Raw genomic sequence first — 17,923 nt, forward strand, 5'->3', positions numbered from 1 at the left:
ACCCGCATGCTTATGAACACCGCGACCTCCGCCGACCAACGCTTCTCGGGCCTCTCGGACGACGAGCAAGCCATCCTCGACCAGGCCGATCGCTTCGCCCGCGAGCAGCTCTACCCGCTGTCCGAACGCATGGACCGCGAAGAGTGGTGGCCACCCGAGACCTTCGCGCGCATCGGCGAGACCGGCTACTTCGGCATCCCCGTGCCCGAGTCGTTGGGCGGCGCCGGCATGGACCTGTTCACCAGCGGCCTGGTGCTGCAAGCCTTCTCGCGCTGGAACCACGCCATGGCGTTGAGCTGGGTGGCGCACGAAAACCTGTGCCTTTACAACATCTTCCGCAACGCCAACGACGAACAACGTCAGCGCTATCTGCCCAGCTTGTGCAGTGGCAAGCTCACAGGTGCCCTCGGTTTGACCGAGCCCGGCGCAGGATCCGACGCCCTGGGCTCCATGGCCACAACGGCCACCCGCGACGGCGACGACTACCTGCTCAACGGCCGCAAGATCTACATCACCAACGGCCCGGTGGCCGACGTGTTGCTGGTCTACGCCAAGACCGACAAAGCACGTGGCGCCAAAGGCATCTCGGCCTTCATCGTCGAGAAGGACATGCCGGGCTTCAGCGTGGCGCAAAAAATGGTCAAGATGGGTTTTCGTGGCAGCCAGACCGGCGAACTGCTGTTCGACAACTGCCGCGTGCCGGCGCGCAACCTGGTGGGCGGGCTCGACGAGGGCGTCAAGGTCGTGATGAGCGGACTGGACCTGGAGCGCGCCATGATCTCGCCCATCTGCCTGGGCATCGCCGAGCGGGCGCTGGAGCTGTCGCTGGACTACGCCCGCACCCGCGTGCAGTTCGGCAAGCCCATCGCCGACTTCCAGATGATCCGCGCCAAGCTGGCCGACATGTACGTGTGGGTCGAGTCCATGCGCCTGTTCACCTACCAGGCCCTGCGCGCGGCCAACGACATGGAGATTGGCGGCGGCGGGCGCGGCAGCATCCACAAGATCACCGCAGCCTCGGTGCTCTACACCGCCGAGACCATGAACAAGGTGCTCAACGAGGCGGTGCAGATCCACGGTGGCACGGGCTACATCTGGGAGTCCGAGGTCAACCGCCTCTACCGGGCCATCAAGCTGCTGGAGATCGGCGCCGGCACGACCGAGGTGCGCAAGATCATCATCAGCGAGGAACTGCTGCGTGGCTGAAGGCCAGCGGGCGCTCATCGTCAGCGCCCACCCCGAGCCCACCTCGTTCCAGGCGGCGCTGCGCGCGGCGGCTGTGGAGGAACTGGCCGCACAGGGCTTCGCGGTGCAGGTGTCCGACCTCTGCGCGATGGACTTCAAGGCGACGCTGGGCCCCGAGGATTTCAACGATCCGCGCGACACCACGCGTCTGAACGTCTCCCTGGAACAGCGCCACGCCTGGCAGCAGGGCACATTGGCGCCCGACGTTGCCATCGAGCTGGACCACTTGCTCGCGGCCGATCTGCTGCTGCTGATGTTCCCGCTGTGGTGGTTCGGGCCGCCGGCCATCCTCAAGGGCTGGATCGACCGCGTCTTTGTTTCTGGCGCCGTCTACGGCCGCACCGCCGTGTTTGAAAAGGGGCGCTTGCAAGGCAAGCGGGCGCTGCTGGCGGTCAGCACCGGCGCGCCGTCTCAATCCTACGGCCCCCACGCCTTGAACGGCGACATGAACGACATCCTCATGCCGTTGCACCGAGGTGTGCTGGGTTTCACGGGCATGACAGTACTCCCGCCCTACGTTGCCTACCATGTGCCCTACGTGGGCCCGGCGGGGCGGGCAGCACTGCTGTCTAGCTGGCGCCACCATCTGCGCGCACTGGAGCACTTGCCCGCCCTACCCATGCCTCGGCTGTCCGATCACCCCGACGCGCTCGGGGCCGGCGAGCGTGCACATTGACCTCAGCATCCGGAGCCTGACCATGACATCCCAAACCGTTCGGCTTGAACGCCCCACCCCCGATCACGCCCGCTTGGTGCTCGACAACGCGGCACGTCGCAACGCCTTGGGTGTTGACGAGCTGCAAGCCCTGGCAGCCCTCACACACGAGCTGACCACCCACCCGCCCAAAGTGCTGAGCATCCTAGCTGAAGGCCCCGCTTTCGGCGTGGGCGGCGATTTGAAAGCCATGGCCCACGCCGTCTCTGAGGACCGGGTGGACACCTGGCTCACCGAAGCGATCACCGCATTCAACCAGGCCATCACGCAGTTGCGCGCACTGGACTCGGCGATCGTGGTGGGTGTACAAGGCGCTGTGGCCGGCGGCACGCTGGGCCTCGTCTGGGCAGCAGATCACGTCATCGTGGCCGACAACCTGCGCCTCAACCTGGCCTACGCCCGCATCGGCGGGAGCCCCGACGGCGGCACATCCTGGTTTTTGCCCCGTCTGGTGAATCCGCTGCGCGCCTTTGAGCTGTTCACGCTGTGCCCAACGCTGGACGCCCAGCAAACGCACAGTCTGGGCTTGGCGAACCAGGTGGTGCCAGCCCAGACACTGCGTGCGGCGGTGGACCAGGTTGTGAACCAGTGGCTCGACATACCCACGGCGAGCTTGAGCAACTTCAAGCGGCTGTTGCGCGACGCACCACACCAGCCACTCGCCACCCACGTGCAACAGGAGTTGCGCGGCTTTGTCGATGCCTCTGCGCAACCCGCCTTCGGCAGCCGTGTGCAGGCATTTGCACATCGATGACTTCATGGTGAAACCATGAATGGCTCTTGCGAGGTAGCTGTTATAGACCCCCGCCTCGTCGTCAGCAGCTCAAGTCGGTGTCAACGCGACCGGCAGCAGCCCACCATGCCGAGCATCCTGCACAAGCTGCCGAAGTCAACATGCACCACCACGGTGCAGACGGCTTATCACATGCACCAAGGAAAAGGGCCAACAATCGGACACGCATATAAAAATCAAAGACTTACCAAAACCAACCGATCAACTACCCGTTTGGCACGGATTTCGCTTTGACAGTCGCTACGGTAGTTACCCTGATGCTCGACTCCCTTTTTTTAGTTAAATTGGCCTTACCACTTGGCCACGAGGCTACTTAACCTTGCAAACACTTTCATGAGCACCTTTCAGCCCGTCAGCGTTGCCCGCCTCTATCGGGTGATCGCCAATCAGATCAAGGACAAGATCCGCGGAGGCAACTACCAGTCCGGCGAGCGCCTGCCTGCGGAACGCGAGCTAGCGGAGATGCTGCAGGTCAGCCGCCCCTCAGTGCGCGAAGCCTTGATTGCACTGGAAATCGAAGGCTGGGTGGACGTGAGGGTGGGCAGCGGTGTTTACGTCACCGGTCCGGAGTCAAGGCTCAGCCTCAATGAATCCAATGCCCCAGGCGCGCCCCTGTTGCTGGACATAGGCGCCGCCGACCTGTTGCAGGCCCGCCTGCTGGTAGAGCCCCACTGCGCCGAGCTAGCCGCACGCCACGCAACCGACGCGCAACTCCTCGCGATGGAAGAGGCCACCATGGCCCTGCCCGGCTCCGAGCAGCCGTTCAAGCACAACGACCGCCTGCACCTGCTGATCGCCGAAGCCTGCGGCAACGTCGCCTTGGCCTCCACCGTGCAGCACCTGTGGACTCTGAGCGAGAACAGCGCCATCTTCAACAAACTCAACCAGCACTTCGTGTACGGCGAGGTGTGGGAAGTCGCGCACAACGAGCACGTGCCCCTGCTGCGCGCGCTGAAAAAGCGCCAGCCCGCAGCGGCGCGGCGCGCCATGCGCGAACACCTCCTGGGTATCAGTAGCCGCCTCGGCCTGGATGCCAGCGAAGACAAAAACATGTGAAACACGCCTGCGCGCCCCCGGCACGTTGGCGCCCCTGCCCCATCCCCCTCTTGGCCTCGCGCCTGTCTTCTTCAACCTCCCGGAGAACCCGATGAAACACACCATGGCCCTTTCCACATTTCGAAAAGCCGGTGCCGTGCTGGCCGTCACCGCCGCGCTGTTCGGCTCGGCGGCCGCATTGGCCCAGACACAAGGTGGCACGCTCACGGCCATCGTCCAGCCCGAGCCGCCCATCCTGATGCTGGGCCTGAACCAGCAAGCCCCCACACAGTACGTGGCCGGCAAGATCTACCAAAGTTTGCTGACCTACGACGCCAAACTCACGCCCCAACCGTCGCTGGCCAAATCGTGGAAAACCTCGGCCGATGGCCTGACCTACACCTTCGAACTGCAGCGCGGTGTCAAGTGGCACGACGGCAAGCCTTTCACCGCCGCAGACGTGGTCTTCAGCGTGGACAAATTCCTGCGTGAGACCCACCCACGTGGCCGGCTGGTGATCAACAAATACATGGACACCATCACGGCGGTCAACGAGCACACCGTTGAATTCAAGCTCAAGGAGGCCTTCTCGCCCTTCATGAGCCTCTTCGTGGTGGACAACATGCCCATGGTGCCCAAGCACATCTACGACGGCACCGACTACCGCACCAACCCCGCCAACCAGACCCCCATTGGCACCGGCCCCTTCAAGTTCAAGGAATGGAAGAAGGGTTCGCACATCGTGCTGACCCGCAACCCCGACTACTGGAAGAAGGGTCAGCCCTACCTGGATGAAATCGTGTTCCGCGTCATCCCCGATGCGGCCTCGCGTGCCGTGGCCTTTGAAAAGGGCGACGTGCAGCTGCTGCGCGGCGGTGACGTGGACAACGTGGATGTCAAGCGCCTGCGCGCCCTGCCCAACGTCGAGATGACGACCAAGGGCTGGGAGATGTACGCGCCGTTGGCCTTCATGAGCATGAACCAGCGCAAGCCCCCGTTCGACAACGTGAAGGTGCGCCAGGCGGTGATGCACGCCATCAACCGCAAGTTCATCGTGGACAACATCTTCTTCGGCATGGGCAAGATCGCCACCAGCCCCATCGCCTCGACCACGCTGTACCACGAGAAAAACCTGCCGCAGTACGCCTACGACCTGAAGAAGGCCCGCGCGCTGATCCAGGAGTCGGGCGTCAACGTCGGCGCCACGCCGGTCAAGCTGCTGTCCTTCCCCTACGGCTCGGCCTGGGAACGCCTGGCCGAATACACCAAACAGAGCCTGGAGCAGATCGGCTTCAAGGTGCAAATCGATCCGGCCGATGCCGGTGGCTGGGCCAAACGCTCGGGCGAGTTCGACTTCGACATCACCTTCAACTTCACCTACCAGTACGGTGACCCGGCACTGGGCGTGGCCCGCCACTTCCTGTCGACCAACTCGATCAAAGGTTCGCCCTTCGTCAACAACCAGGGCTACAAGAACCAGAAGGTCGATGAGTTGTTCGCCACCGCCGCCGCCGCACGCACGCCCGAACTGCGTCAGAAGCTGTACACCGAAGTGCAGACCATCCTGATGAACGAAGTGGCCAACGGCGTGCTGTTCGAAATCGAATACGCCACCTTCTATCCCAAGAACGTGAAGAACCTGGTGAAGACCGGCATCGGCCTGAACGAGACCTTCGACGACGTCTACATCGAGAAGAAGTAAGCCCGACGGCCCGCCGCGCGCGGGCCCCCTCTCCCGATCGCAGCTCCCGGCCGCGCGTTGTGCGCGCGGCCCGGGCCCAGCTGCGCCTTGCACACCGAGGCGCCACAACGTGAAACTGATCTCCTTCCTCATTGCCAGACTGGGCAAGGCCTTCTTCGTCATCCTGGGCGTGGTGGTCTTCAACTTTCTGCTCATCCGCCTGGCCCCAGGCGACCCCGCAGCCATCATGGCAGGCGAGGCGGCTTCGTCCGACCCCGCCTACCTGGAACAACTGCGCCAGCAATTCGGCTTTGACCAGCCCCTGTGGATGCAGCTGTGGCTCTACGTCAAAGGCATCCTGCAGCTGGACCTGGGCTTTTCCTACCGCAACAACCTGCCTGTGCTCGACCTGATCGCCGAGCGCCTGCCCGCCACGCTGCTGCTGATGGCGCTGGCCTTTGTTTTCTCGCTGCTGGTGGGGGGGCTGCTGGGGGTGTTCGCCGCGCGCAGCCGCTACACCAACCGCCACACCTGGCTGGACAGCCTGATCATGTCCGTCTCGCTGATCTTCTACGCCACGCCCCTGTTCTGGTTGTCGCTGCTGATGGTCATCCTGTTCTCCGTCACCCTGGGCTGGTTGCCGGCCTTTGGCATGGAAAGCGTGGGCGCCGGCCTCACCGGCTGGGACCGCGTCGCCGACATCAGCGCCCACCTGGTGCTGCCCGTGGTGTCGCTCGGCTGCTTCTTCATGGCCGTGTACGCCCGCCTGGCACGTGCGTCGATGTTGGAAGTGATGGGCATGGACTTCATCAAGACCGCGCGCGCCAAAGGCGTGCCCGCTGGCCAGGTGATCCGCCGCCACGTCATGCGCAACGCCATGCTGCCGGTGGTCACCTTCGCCGGCATCCAGCTCGGCCAGATGGCCGGTGGCGCGGTGCTGGCCGAAACCGTTTTCGGCTGGCCCGGCATCGGCCGCCTCATGTTCGACGCCCTCATGCAGCGCGACTACCAGCTGCTGCTGGGCGTGTTCCTGGTTACTTCCACCATGGTCGTGCTGTTCAACCTCATCACCGACCTGGTCTACCGCCTGGTCGATCCCCGCATCGAATTGGGAGCCTGAAGTGAAAAAATTCATGCACCGTTTTGCCGCCAACAAAGGCGCGCTGTTGGGCCTGGTCATCCTGTGCCTGGTGATCCTCACGGCCTTGTTGTGCTCGGTCTGGTACGAGGATTCGCCCTGGTCCATGGTGGCCGAGCCTTTGCTCAAACCGCTGAGCAACGCCGACTACCCGCTGGGCACAGACATGCTGGGCCGCGACCTGGGCGCTGGCCTGGCCTACGGCGCGCGCGTGTCGCTGCTGGTGGGTGTGGTGTCCACCCTGGCGGCGGTGATCTTCGGCATCCTCATCGGCGCCCTGGCGGGCTTCTATGGGGGGCGCATCGACGACCTGCTGATGCGCTTCACCGAATTCTTCCAGACCATCCCGCAGCTCGCCATGGCCGTGGTGCTGGTGGCCATCTTCACGCCGTCCATCTACTCCATCGTGGGCGCCATCGCCATCGTGTCGTGGCCGCCGGTGGCGCGCCTGGTGCGCAGTGAATTCCTCTCGCTCAAGCAGCGCGAGTTCGTGCAGGCGGCCATCGTCATCGGTCAGAAGCCGGGGCGCATCATCTTCACGCAAATCTTGCCCAACGCCATGTCGCCCATCATCGTGACGGCCTCGCTGATGATCGCTACCGCCATCCTCACCGAGTCTTCGCTGTCCTTCCTGGGCCTGGGTGACCGCAACCTCATGAGCTGGGGTTTCATGATCGGCGCCGCGCGCACCATGCTGCGCGAAGCACCGCTGATGAGCGTGTTGCCCGGCATCGCCATCCTGCTCACCGTGTTGGCCATCAACCTCATCGGTGAAGGCCTGAACGACGCCATGAACCCACAACTGCGCAAGCGGGGGGAATGAACCATGACCACCTCTCCCTCCCCAACCGGCACCGACACCCCCTTGCTGCGCATCGAGCAGCTGACCGTGGCCCTGCCCACCGGGGGTGACCGCGCGCACGCCGTCAAGGACCTGTCCTTCGACCTGCGCGCCGGCGAAATCCTGTGCATCGTGGGCGAGTCCGGCTCGGGCAAGTCCATCAGCGCCAACGCCATCATGGGCCTGCTGCCCAGCTACCTCAAGCCACAGGCCGGGCGCATCCTGTTCAAGGGGCGCGACCTGCTGCAGCTGCGCGAAGACGAGTTGCTGGCACTGCGCGGCAAAGACATCGGCATGGTGTTCCAGGAACCCATGTCGGCGCTCAACCCGCTGATGCGCGTGGGCGACCAGATCGCCGAGGTGCTCGCCGTGCACGGCGCCTACCCCGGCGCGGCGCGCCAGCAGCGCGTGCTGGAGCTGCTGCATTTCGTGGGCCTGCCCGACCCGTCCACGCTCCAGCATGCGTACCCCTTCCGCCTCTCGGGCGGCCAGCGCCAGCGCGTGATGATCGCCATGGCGCTGGCGCTCGAGCCGGCCATCCTGATCGCCGACGAGCCCACCACGGCGCTGGACGTGACCACCCAGGCCCAGATCCTGTCGCTGATCAAGCGCATCCAGGCCAGCATGGGCATGGGCGTGATGTTCATCACCCACGACTTCGGCGTGGTAGCCGACATCGCCGACCGCGTGGCGGTGATGGAAAAAGGCGTGCTGGTAGAACAAGGCACAGCCGAGCAGGTGCTCAACCGCCCGCAACACCCCTACACCCAGCGCCTCATCGCCGCCGTGCCACACCGCGACGGTGACCACGCCACCGAAGAAGCCAATACCGACCCGGTGGTGCTGGAGGTGAAAAACCTGCGCAAGACCTACGTCACCGAGCGCGGTCTGTTCGTGCGCAAGCGTGTGGTCAACGCGGTGGACGGTGTGAGCTTCCAGGTGCGCCGGGGCCAGACGCTGGGCATCGTCGGCGAATCGGGTTCGGGCAAGTCCACCATCGGCAAATGCCTGCTCCGCCTGACCGAGATCGACGGTGGTGAACTCGTCTTCAACGGCACCGACATCGCCCCGCTGACGCAAGCGCAGTTCCGGCCCATGCGCCAGCAGTTGCAGATGATCTTCCAGGACCCGTTTGCTTCGCTCAACCCGCGCCACACCGTGGGCCGCAGCATCACCGACGGCCCGGTGGCCAACGGCGTGCCCTACGCCGAGGCCGAGCGCAAGGCCCGCGAACTGCTGCGCCTGGTGGAGCTGGACGAGTCCGCCTTCGACCGCTACCCCAACGCCTTTTCAGGTGGCCAGCGCCAGCGCATCGGCATCGCCCGCGCCCTGGCGCTGGAGCCACAACTGCTGGTGGCCGACGAGTCGGTGTCGGCCCTCGACGTCTCGGTGCAGGCCCAGGTGCTCAAGCTCTTGCAAGACATCCAGCAGCGCCTGAACCTGGCCATGATCTTCATCACCCACGACCTGCGCGTGGCGGCCCAGGTCTGCCACCAGATCGTCGTCATGCACAAAGGCCGCATCGTCGAACACGGCACCCCAACCGAGGTGTTCGACCGCCCGCAGAACGAATACACGCAGCGCCTCATCGCCGCCATCCCCGGCAAACACTGGAGCCCCGTGGGCGCCAGCGTTGCCCTTGCCTGAAACCCGCTCCAACATGTCCCCAAGCCAAACCCTCCCGGCCGCACGCAACGGCGGCCAGATCCTCATCCAGCAGCTGCGCCACCACGGCGTGCGCCGCGTTTTCCTGGTGCCCGGCGAAAGCTACCTGCCCTGCATCGACGCGCTCAACGAACACCAGGACGCCATCCAGGCCGTGGTCTGCCGCCAGGAAAGCGGCGCCGCCTACATGGCCGAGGCGCACGGCAAGCTCACCGGCGAGCCCGGCATCTGTTTCGTCACCCGCGGCCCCGGCGCCACCAACGCCAGCATCGGCGTGCACACCGCCTTCCAGGACTCCACCCCCATGATCCTGTTCGTGGGCCAGGTGGGCAACGACTTCTACGAACGCGAGGCCTTCCAGGAAATCGACTACCGCCGCATGTTTGGCCAGATGGCCAAGTGGGTGGCACAGATCGACCGCACCGACCGCATCCCCGAGTACATCGCCCGCGCCTTCAGCGTGGCCACCAGCGGGCGGCCTGGCCCGGTGGTGCTGGCCCTGCCCGAAGACACCCTGTGGGGCACGGCCCAGGTGCCTGACCTGCCGCGCTACACCCGCGTGACAACACGCCCGGGCGCGGCCGATCTGGACACGCTGCGCGAACGCCTCGAAGCCGCCCACAACCCCTTCCTCCTGGTGGGTGGCAGCGGCTGGACGGCCGAGGCCCTGGCCCAGGTGCAGGGTTTTGCCGAACGCTTTGACCTGCCGGTGGGCGTGTCGTGGCGGCGGCTGGAATGTTTTGATCAGCACCACCCCAACTTTGCCGGCCACGTGGGCTGGGGCATGCACGACGACCTGCGCCAGCGCGTGCGCAACGCCGATCTGCTGCTGACCCTGGGCGCCCGCCTGGGCGAGGCCACCACCGAGGGCTACAGCGTGGTCGAAAGCCCGCGCCCGCGCCAGCAGCTCATCCACGTGCACGCCGACCCCAGCGAGCTGGGCCGGGTGTTCCAGCCAGCACAAGCCATTTGTGCCAGCAACGCCGGCATGGCCCATGCCCTGGCCAGCGTGCAACCCACGCGTGCGCCCACCTGGAGCGCCCACACCCGCGCCGCCAACGCCGCCTACCGCGCCACGCTGGCACCCCTGCTCTCGCCCAGCGCCATGAGCCTGGACCAGGCCGCCTGCCACGTGAACACCGTGTTGCCGGCCGAGGCCTGCATCACCGTGGGCGCCGGCAACTACGCGCTCTACCCGCACCGCTACCGCCAGTTCAAGGGCATCGGCAGCTCGCTCGCGCCCACGGTGGGCAGCATGGGCTACGGCCTGCCGGCGGCCATCGCCGCCAAGCTGGAAGACCCACAACGCCCGGTGGTCTGCTACGCGGGCGACGGCTGTTTCCAGATGAACCTGCAGGAGCTGGGCGTGGCCATGCAGTACCGCCTGGGCATCGTGGTGCTGGTGTTCAACAACGGCATGTGGGGCACCATCCGCGCCCACCAGGAACGCGAGTTCCCCGGCCGCACCATCGCGCTGACCTTCGACAACCCGGACTTCGCCCACCTGGTGGGTGCCTACCGGGGCCACGGTGAGGTGGTGAACGACAACGCGCACTTCGAAGCCGCGTTCGCCCGCGCACTCGCCTTTGCCGAGCGCGAACGCCTGCCGGCCCTCATCGAAATCCGCTACGACGCCGACGGCATCGCCCCCGGCGAAACCCTCACCGCCATCCGTACCCGCGCGCAGCAGTTGCAGCGCGAACGTGCGGCCGCCCTCTGAACACCCCTCGCACCATGTCAGACACCTCTTTGAAAATCAACGGCCAGCGCCTCTGGCAATCGCTGATGGACCTCGCCCGCGTGGGCGCCACCGAACAGGGCGGCAACTGCCGCCTCGCCCTCACCGCCCTGGACGGCCAAGGCCGTGACCTCGTGGTGGGCTGGATGAAGGACGCCGGCCTGAGCGTCAGCGTGGACCAGGTGGGCAACATCTTTGGCCGCCGCGCGGGGCGCAACCCCGCGCTGCCCCCGGTGATGACGGGCAGCCACATCGACACCCAACCCACCGGCGGCAAGTTCGACGGCTGCTACGGCGTCATGGCCGGGCTGGAAATCATGCGCACGCTCAACGACCAGGGCCTGCAGACCGAAGCCCCGCTGGAGCTGGCCATCTGGACCAACGAGGAAGGCTCGCGTTTTGTGCCGGTGATGATGGGCTCGGGCGTGTTCGCCGGCAAGTTCCCGCTGGCCACCGCGCTGGACGCCACCGACATGGCCGGCAAGCGCGTGCGTGACGAGTTGCAGGCCATCGGCTACGCCGGCCCACAGCCGGTGGGTGGGCGCCCGCTGGGCGCCTACTTCGAGGCCCACATCGAACAAGGCCCCATCCTGGAAGCCCAGGACAAGGTGATCGGGGTGGTGACCGGCTCGCTCGGCCTGCGCTGGTACGACGTGAACGTGACCGGCATGGAAATGCACGCCGGCCCCACACCCATGTCGGTGCGCCAGGACGCGCTGTTTGCCGCCACCCATCTGATGCAGGAGGTCATCCACATCGCGCGCGACCACCAGCCCCACGGCCGTGGCACGGTGGGTGTGGTGCAGGTGCACCCCGGCTCGCGCAACGTTATCCCGGGCAAGGTGCACTTCACCGCCGACCTGCGCCACGAAGACGCCGCCACGCTCGCGCGCATGGACCAGCGCTGGCGCCAGGCCTGCGCCGAGGCCGGCGAGCGTTTCGGCGTGAAGGTGGAGCTGATCGACGTGCAGCACTTCCCGCCCACGCCCTTTGCCGCGCCGCTGGTGCAGCACATCCGCGAGCAGGCGCAGCGCGCCGGCTATTCGCACATGGACATCGTCACCGGTGCCGGTCACGACGCGGTCTACATTGCCGAGGTGGCCCCCACCGCCATGATCTTCGTGCCCTGCAAGGACGGCATCAGTCACAACGAAATCGAGGACGCCCAACCGACCCACCTGGAGGCCGGTGCCAACGTGTTGCTGGGCGCCATGCTGCAAGCCGCTGGCGTCCACCAAGCAGCCGAGGTGACCGCATGAGCGCGGCCACCCTCGCCACCTGGCAGGCCCGTGCCAGCGCCCTTCGGCTGCGCCACCAGGCCTTCATCGACGGCCAGTTCGTGGACGCGCAGTGCGGGCAGACGTTTGCCACCCTCAACCCCGCCAACGGCCAAAAGCTGGCCGACGTGGCGGCCTGCCAGCCGGCCGACGTGGACCGCGCGGTGTTGGCCGCACGCCGCGCCTTTGAGTCGGGCGTGTGGGCGCAACAGCACCCACGCGAACGCAAGCGCGTGCTGCTGCGCCTGGCCGCCCTGATCGAACAACACAGCGAGGAACTGGCCCTGCTGGAAACGCTGGACATGGGCAAGCCCATCAGCGACGCCCTGGCCTACGACCTGCCGGAAACGGCCAAGTGTTTCGCCTGGTACGCCGAGGCCATCGACAAGCAGTACGACGAAATTGCCCCCACCGGCCCCGACGCCCTGGCCACCATCACCCGGGAACCGGTGGGTGTGGTGGCCGCCGTGGTGCCGTGGAACTACCCGCTCATGATGGCCTCGTGGAAGGTGGCACCCGCGCTGGCGGCGGGCAACAGCGTGCTGCTCAAGCCGGCCGAACAGTCGCCGCTGAGCGCGCTGCGTTTGGCCGAGCTGGCGGCCGAGGCTGGCATCCCGCCCGGCGTGTTCAACGTGCTGCCCGGCCTGGGCCCGGTCACCGGCCAGGCCCTGGGCCAACACATGGACGTGGACTGCCTGGCCTTCACCGGCTCCACCGCCACCGGCAAGCGCTTCATGGCTTACGCCAGCGAGTCCAACCTCAAGCGGGTGTGGCTGGAGTGTGGCGGCAAGTCGCCGCACATCGTGTTCGACGACTGCCCCGATCTGGACAAAGCCGCGCAGGCGGCGGCCGTGGGCATCTTCTCCAACCAGGGCGAGGTCTGCATCGCCGGCTCGCGCCTGTACGTGCAAGACGGCATCTACGACCAGTTCATGGCCAAGGTGGCGCAGTGTGCGCAAGGCATGCGCCCGGGCAACCCGCTGGACCCCGCCACCACCATGGGCGCCATCGTCGATGAAAACCAGATGCGCCGTGTGCTGGGCTACATCGCCGCCGGCGTGAGCGAAGGCGCCACGCTGCGCACCGGCGGCCAGCAAGCGCACACCGCCAGCGGTGGCTACTACGTCGAGCCCACCATCTTCGACTGCCCGCGCCAGGCCATGCGCATCGTGAACGAAGAGATCTTTGGCCCGGTGCTGGCGGCGCAGCGCTTCCACACCGAAGACGAGGCGGTGGCCCTGGCCAACGACTCGCCCTATGGCCTGGGCGCCGGCCTGTGGACCGCACAACTGGCGCGTGCCCACCGCGTGTCGCGCCGGCTGCGGGCGGGGCTGGTGTGGGTCAACTGCTACTTCGACGGCGACATCACCGTGCCCTTCGGCGGCGTCAAGCAATCCGGCTTCGGCCGCGACAAATCGCTGCACGCGCTCGACAAGTACAGCGACTTCAAGACCACCTGGATCAACCTGCTCTGATCGGCCCGGCCCCATGACAACCACCCCGGCCACTCAGGCGTCCGCCCACACCCTCTGGCTGCAGGCCTGTAGCATCTTCTTGTGCGCCATCGTGGCCCTGGCCACGCTGGACATGCTGGCCAAAGACCTGGTGGCGCGCCACCCGGCGCCCCTGGTCAACCTGGTGCGCTACGGCACCGTGCTGCTGATGGCCGTGGTGCTCATGCACCGGCGCGGCACGCGCTGGCGTTTGCCCGTCGCGCACCGCCGCACGGTGTTGTGGCGCGGCGTCATGCTGGGCACGGTGGGGGTGACTTTCATGCAGGCCCTGCACACCATGCCGCTGGCCGAGGCCACCGCCATCTACTTCCTGTCGCCGCTCATCATCGTCGCCCTCTCGCCCTGGCTGCTGGGCGAGCAGGTGCGCGCCCCACAGGCGGCGGCGGTGGTGGCGGGTTTTGTGGGCATGCTGCTCATCGTGCGCCCCGGTGGCGCCCTGCCCCTTGTGGGCACGGTGCTGATGCTGCTGGCGGCCGGCGCCTATGCCATGCTGCAAATCCTCACGCGCCGGCTGGCGGGCAAGGTGAGCATGGAGCAGCAGTTCGCCTGGACCGCGCTGATCTGCACCGTGATGACGGTCTTGTCCCTTCCCACCGCCGGGCACCTTGACTGGCCTGGCGCACGCGATCTGGCGCTGATGGCCACGGTGGGTGCGCTCAGCGGCATCGGCCAGTACCTGCTGATCGAAGCCTTTCAAAAAGTGCCCGCCTCGTCGCTGGCGCCCTTCAACTACTTCCACCTGCTGCTGGCGGTGGTGTTCAGTGTGCTGGTGTTCGGCCAGCGGCCCGACGCCATCGCCCTGCTGGGCATCGCCGTCATCGGCTGCGCCGGCCTGGCCTTGACGCTGCCCGTGTTCCGCGCCCAGTGGCTGGCCATGCTGGCCGCGCGCCAGGCCCACCGATGAACCCTTCCGACATGACCTCTCTGCTCGACGAACTGACCCAGGCCGTGGGCCCAGCCCACGTGCTCACGGGTAATGCCATCCCACCCCAGCATTGCACCGATTGGTTCAACGCCCACACCCACCAGCCACTGGCCCTGGTGCGCCCTGGCACCCCTGACGAGGTGGCCCGCGTGATGGCCATCTGCCACCGGCACGGTCAGCCGGTCACGCCCCAGGGCGGGCTCACTGGCCTGGTGGCGGGCGCCACCCCCAACGAAGGTGACGTGGCCCTGTCGCTGGCACGCCTGAACGGCGTGGAGGAAATCGACACCGCCGCCGGCACCCTCACCGTGTTGGCCGGCACACCCTTGCAAACCGCGCAAGAGGCGGCGCGGGCCGCCGGCCTGCTGCTGGCGGTGGACCTGGGAGCGCGCGGTTCCTGCCAGGTGGGTGGCAACATCGCCACCAACGCTGGCGGCAACCGGGTGATCCGCTACGGCATGTTCCGCGACCAGGTGCTCGGCCTGGAGGCCGTGCTGGCCGACGGCAGCGTGGTGGGTGGCCTCAACAAGATGCTCAAGAACAACGCTGGCTACGACCTCAAGCACCTGTTCATCGGGTCTGAAGGCACGCTGGGCATCGTCACGCGGGCGGTGCTGCGCCTGCACCCGCTGCCCCAAAGCTGCCACACCGCCTGGTGCACCCTGCCCGACCACGACACGGTGGTGCGCTTCCTCCGGCACGCTCAGGCGGCGCTGGGCGGCACGGTGTCGGCCTTCGAGGTGATGTGGCCCGACTTCCACGAACTGGTCACCACCCGCGTGCCCGACATGCGCTCGCCCGTGGCGGCACAAGGTCTCCAGGTGCTGATCGAGATGGAAGGCAGCGACACCGAACGCGACATGCCCATGTTCTCGGCCATGCTGGAAGCCGCCTTTGAACAAGGCTGGTTGCTGGACGCGGCCATCGCCCAGTCGCTCAAGGAACGCGAGTCCTTCTGGCGCCTGCGGGACGCGGTGTCGGAGTTCCCGCTGATGTGGTCGCCTTACTGCGGCTACGACGTCAGCCTGCCCATTGGCGACCTGGGCCGTTTTGTGGACGAGCTGCAGGCCGCCCTGCGCGCGCGTTTCCCGCACTGCGAACACGTGCACTTTGGCCACGTGGGCGACAGCAACATCCACGTGGGCGTGCACGTGGCCGCCGCCCACGGCCCCTTCCCCGAGGCCGAGATCGACGCCTGTGTGTATGGCGTGCTGCGCCGCTACGGGGGCTCGGTGTCGGCCGAACACGGCATCGGTCAACACAAAAAAGCCTACCTTGGCCATTCGCGCACCCCGCAGGAACTGGCGCTGATGCACACCCTCAAGCGGGCCCTGGACCCCCACAAGCTCCTCAACCCTGGCAAGGTGCTGGCATGACCACCGTTTTTTTCTACAGCGACCTGGACGACCCCAACGCCTGGCGCGCCACCCTGCAGGCCGCGCTGCCCGATGTGAACTTCATCGTGGGCCCACAGTGCGAGGCCCCGGAGGCCGTGGACCTGGCCCTGGTGTGGACACCACCGCCCCAAGGCCTGCGTGCTTTTCCCCGGCTGCGCGCCGTGCTGTCGCTGGGCGCGGGCGTGGATCAGTTGTGCCTGGCCGATCTGGACCCGCGCATCCCCGTGGCGCGCCTGATCGACCCCACGCTCACGCAGCGCATGGTCGAGTACTGCCAGGCAGCGGTGCTGTACTTCCACCGCCACCTGCACCTGCACGCCCGCCACCAGGCGGCACGCGAGTGGCAGTTCATCCCGCCCGTGAGCGCGGCGAGCCGGCAGGTGCTGGTGCTGGGCCTGGGCGAGTTGGGCTCGGCCGTGGCCGGTGCCCTGGCGCAACAAGGCTTCCAGGTCACGGGCTGGAGCCGCAGCCCCAAACAGCTGCCCGGCGTGGACTGCCGCCACGGCGAGGCGGCGTTGAACGAAGCCCTGGGGCGCTGCGACGTGCTCATCAACCTGCTGCCCCTCACGCCCCAGACCGCCGGTGTCCTCAACCGCAATCTGTTCGCCCGCCTGCGGCCCCAGGCCTGCCTGGTGCAGGTGGGTCGGGGAGGTCATCTGGTGGAGGCCGACCTGCTGGCCGCGCTCGACGCCGGTCAACTGGCCGGCGCCTTCATCGACGTGTTTGGCGTGGAGCCCCTGCCCGCGGAGCACCCGTTCTGGGCCCACCCGGCATTGCGGCTCACGCCCCACGTCGCCTCGCTCAGCGACCCGGTGCAGTCCGCTGCCACCGTCATCGACAACATCGGCCGCGCGATGCGGGGCGAGCCTCTGCGCCACGCCATCGATCGCTCGGCCGGCTACTGACCCCACCGCCATTTGAGGAACCCACATGAAAACCTTTTTCGCCCCCGAACAGCTGCTGCACCACCCCCAGACCTACCTCTCGCGCGGTCAGATGCGCAAACCCCAAGAGGTGCCCGACCGCGCGCTGGCCATCCTGCGTGGCCTGGGCGCGCTGGGCCTGGAAGCCAGCCGCCCCACCGACCACGGCATGGCGCCCCTGCAGGCCGTGCACAGCGTGCCCTACTTGCGATTCCTTGAAAACGCCCACGCGGAGTGGAAGAAGATGCCTGCCGACTGGGGCAACGAAGTGATGTCCAACATCTTCGTGCGCGAGCCCAACGCCTTGCGCGGCATCCTCGCGCAAGCGGCGGCCTACCTGGCCGACGGCAGTTGCCCGGTGGGTGAATTCACCTGGCGTTCGGCCTACTGGGCCGCCCAGTGCGCCGTGGCCGCCACCGACGTGGTGCTGGCAGGCGAGCGCCACAGCTACGCCCTGTGCCGCCCACCCGGCCACCACGCGCGCGAGGCCGCCGCCGGTGGCTTCTGCTACCTCAACAACGCCGCCATCGCCGCCCAGCGCCTGCGCCAGAAACACGCCCGCGTGGCGGTGTTTGATGCCGACATGCACCACGGCCAGGGCATTCAGGAAATCTTCTACGAACGCGACGACGTGCTCTACGTCTCCATCCACGGCGACCCGACCAATTTCTACCCCGGCGTGGCCGGCTTTGCCGACGAAACGGGTGCCGGAGCCGGCCTGGGCTTCAACCTCAACCTGCCCATGCCCCACGGCTCGTCGGAGGCCGTGTTCTTTGAGCAGGTGGAGCAGGCCCTCAAAGCCATCCGCGCCTTCCAGCCCGACGCCCTGGTGTTCTCGCTCGGCTTCGACATCTACGAGCACGACCCTCAATCCCAGGTGGCCGTCAGCAGCGCCGGTTTTCACCGCCTGGGCCAGGCCGTGGCCGGCCTGGGCCTGCCCACCGTGTACGTGCAGGAAGGTGGCTACCACATCGACGCGCTGGCCCACAACACCGAGCAGTTCTTCAGCGGCGTGCTCCAACGGCCCGCCCCGTGA

The 17,923-nt window shown here is 66.9% G+C and carries 15 protein-coding genes; all 15 read left to right on the forward strand.

Annotated features, from left to right (window positions below):
• The first annotated feature begins 6 nt into the window (after window positions 1–6).
• Window positions 7–1,206, forward strand: a complete 1,200-nt coding sequence (locus tag ACFQPB_RS18425; RefSeq protein ID WP_382226397.1) for an acyl-CoA dehydrogenase family protein — start codon at window positions 7–9, stop codon at window positions 1,204–1,206.
• Window positions 1,199–1,921, forward strand: coding sequence for an NAD(P)H-dependent oxidoreductase (locus ACFQPB_RS18430; RefSeq protein WP_382199477.1), 723 nt, complete (start codon window positions 1,199–1,201; stop codon window positions 1,919–1,921). The genes ACFQPB_RS18425 and ACFQPB_RS18430 overlap by 8 nt, the downstream gene beginning before the upstream one ends.
• 22 nt (window positions 1,922–1,943) lie before the next feature.
• Window positions 1,944–2,714, forward strand: a complete 771-nt coding sequence (locus ACFQPB_RS18435; protein ID WP_382199478.1) for an enoyl-CoA hydratase/isomerase family protein — start codon at window positions 1,944–1,946, stop codon at window positions 2,712–2,714.
• Between the two features lie 372 nt (window positions 2,715–3,086).
• Window positions 3,087–3,809 carry a FadR/GntR family transcriptional regulator gene (locus ACFQPB_RS18440; RefSeq protein WP_382199479.1) on the forward strand — a complete coding sequence of 241 codons (723 nt, stop codon included), beginning with the start codon at window positions 3,087–3,089 and terminating at the stop codon, window positions 3,807–3,809.
• Window positions 3,810–3,900: 91 nt separating this feature from the next.
• Window positions 3,901–5,490, forward strand: a complete 1,590-nt coding sequence (locus ACFQPB_RS18445; RefSeq protein ID WP_382199480.1) for an ABC transporter substrate-binding protein — start codon at window positions 3,901–3,903, stop codon at window positions 5,488–5,490.
• Window positions 5,491–5,599: 109 nt separating this feature from the next.
• The gene (locus tag ACFQPB_RS18450) at window positions 5,600–6,589 is read left to right on the forward strand and encodes an ABC transporter permease (protein WP_382199481.1); all 990 of its coding nucleotides are present in this window, start codon (window positions 5,600–5,602) and stop codon (window positions 6,587–6,589) included.
• A 1-nt stretch (window position 6,590) separates the two neighbouring features.
• Window positions 6,591–7,430: an ABC transporter permease gene (locus tag ACFQPB_RS18455; protein ID WP_382199482.1), complete on the forward strand. Its 840-nt coding sequence runs from the start codon at window positions 6,591–6,593 to the stop codon at window positions 7,428–7,430.
• Window positions 7,431–7,433: 3 nt separating this feature from the next.
• On the forward strand, window positions 7,434–9,095 hold the full coding sequence (locus ACFQPB_RS18460; RefSeq protein ID WP_382226400.1) for an ABC transporter ATP-binding protein: 1,662 nt from the start codon (window positions 7,434–7,436) through the stop codon (window positions 9,093–9,095).
• Window positions 9,096–9,108: 13 nt separating this feature from the next.
• On the forward strand, window positions 9,109–10,833 hold the full coding sequence (locus tag ACFQPB_RS18465) for a thiamine pyrophosphate-binding protein (RefSeq protein WP_382199484.1): 1,725 nt from the start codon (window positions 9,109–9,111) through the stop codon (window positions 10,831–10,833).
• Between the two features lie 14 nt (window positions 10,834–10,847).
• A complete protein-coding gene (locus tag ACFQPB_RS18470) occupies window positions 10,848–12,110 on the forward strand; it encodes a Zn-dependent hydrolase (RefSeq protein ID WP_382199485.1) in 1,263 nt (420 codons plus the stop codon).
• Window positions 12,107–13,603: an aldehyde dehydrogenase gene (locus ACFQPB_RS18475; protein WP_382226403.1), complete on the forward strand. Its 1,497-nt coding sequence runs from the start codon at window positions 12,107–12,109 to the stop codon at window positions 13,601–13,603. The genes ACFQPB_RS18470 and ACFQPB_RS18475 overlap by 4 nt, the downstream gene beginning before the upstream one ends.
• Before the next feature lie 13 nt (window positions 13,604–13,616).
• Window positions 13,617–14,546, forward strand: coding sequence for a DMT family transporter (locus ACFQPB_RS18480; RefSeq protein ID WP_382199487.1), 930 nt, complete (start codon window positions 13,617–13,619; stop codon window positions 14,544–14,546).
• Window positions 14,543–15,943, forward strand: a complete 1,401-nt coding sequence (locus tag ACFQPB_RS18485) for an FAD-binding oxidoreductase (protein ID WP_382226405.1) — start codon at window positions 14,543–14,545, stop codon at window positions 15,941–15,943. The genes ACFQPB_RS18480 and ACFQPB_RS18485 overlap by 4 nt, the downstream gene beginning before the upstream one ends.
• Window positions 15,940–16,869 (forward strand): 2-hydroxyacid dehydrogenase, encoded by a 930-nt coding sequence (locus ACFQPB_RS18490; protein WP_382199489.1) that lies wholly within the window; start codon window positions 15,940–15,942, stop codon window positions 16,867–16,869. The genes ACFQPB_RS18485 and ACFQPB_RS18490 overlap by 4 nt, the downstream gene beginning before the upstream one ends.
• 25 nt (window positions 16,870–16,894) lie before the next feature.
• Window positions 16,895–17,923, forward strand: coding sequence for a histone deacetylase family protein (locus ACFQPB_RS18495; protein WP_382199490.1), 1,029 nt, complete (start codon window positions 16,895–16,897; stop codon window positions 17,921–17,923).

The sequence above is a fragment of the Hydrogenophaga atypica genome (assembly GCF_042665215.1).
GTDB classification, from domain to species: Bacteria; Pseudomonadota; Gammaproteobacteria; order Burkholderiales; family Burkholderiaceae_C; genus Hydrogenophaga; species Hydrogenophaga defluvii_A.

Bases quoted from the DNA above. Each gene is read 5' to 3' on its own strand.
- ACFQPB_RS18425 (WP_382226397.1), top strand. From the start codon at position 7: ATGCTTATGAACACCGCGACCTCCGCCGACCAACGCTTCTCGGGCCTC.
- ACFQPB_RS18435 (WP_382199478.1), top strand. From the start codon at position 1,944: ATGACATCCCAAACCGTTCGGCTTGAACGCCCCACCCCCGATCACGCC.
- ACFQPB_RS18440 (WP_382199479.1), top strand. From the start codon at position 3,087: ATGAGCACCTTTCAGCCCGTCAGCGTTGCCCGCCTCTATCGGGTGATC.
- ACFQPB_RS18445 (WP_382199480.1), top strand. From the start codon at position 3,901: ATGAAACACACCATGGCCCTTTCCACATTTCGAAAAGCCGGTGCCGTG.
- ACFQPB_RS18460 (WP_382226400.1), top strand. From the start codon at position 7,434: ATGACCACCTCTCCCTCCCCAACCGGCACCGACACCCCCTTGCTGCGC.
- ACFQPB_RS18465 (WP_382199484.1), top strand. From the start codon at position 9,109: ATGTCCCCAAGCCAAACCCTCCCGGCCGCACGCAACGGCGGCCAGATC.
- ACFQPB_RS18470 (WP_382199485.1), top strand. From the start codon at position 10,848: ATGTCAGACACCTCTTTGAAAATCAACGGCCAGCGCCTCTGGCAATCG.
- ACFQPB_RS18475 (WP_382226403.1), top strand. From the start codon at position 12,107: ATGAGCGCGGCCACCCTCGCCACCTGGCAGGCCCGTGCCAGCGCCCTT.
- ACFQPB_RS18480 (WP_382199487.1), top strand. From the start codon at position 13,617: ATGACAACCACCCCGGCCACTCAGGCGTCCGCCCACACCCTCTGGCTG.
- ACFQPB_RS18485 (WP_382226405.1), top strand. From the start codon at position 14,543: ATGAACCCTTCCGACATGACCTCTCTGCTCGACGAACTGACCCAGGCC.
- ACFQPB_RS18490 (WP_382199489.1), top strand. From the start codon at position 15,940: ATGACCACCGTTTTTTTCTACAGCGACCTGGACGACCCCAACGCCTGG.
- ACFQPB_RS18495 (WP_382199490.1), top strand. From the start codon at position 16,895: ATGAAAACCTTTTTCGCCCCCGAACAGCTGCTGCACCACCCCCAGACC.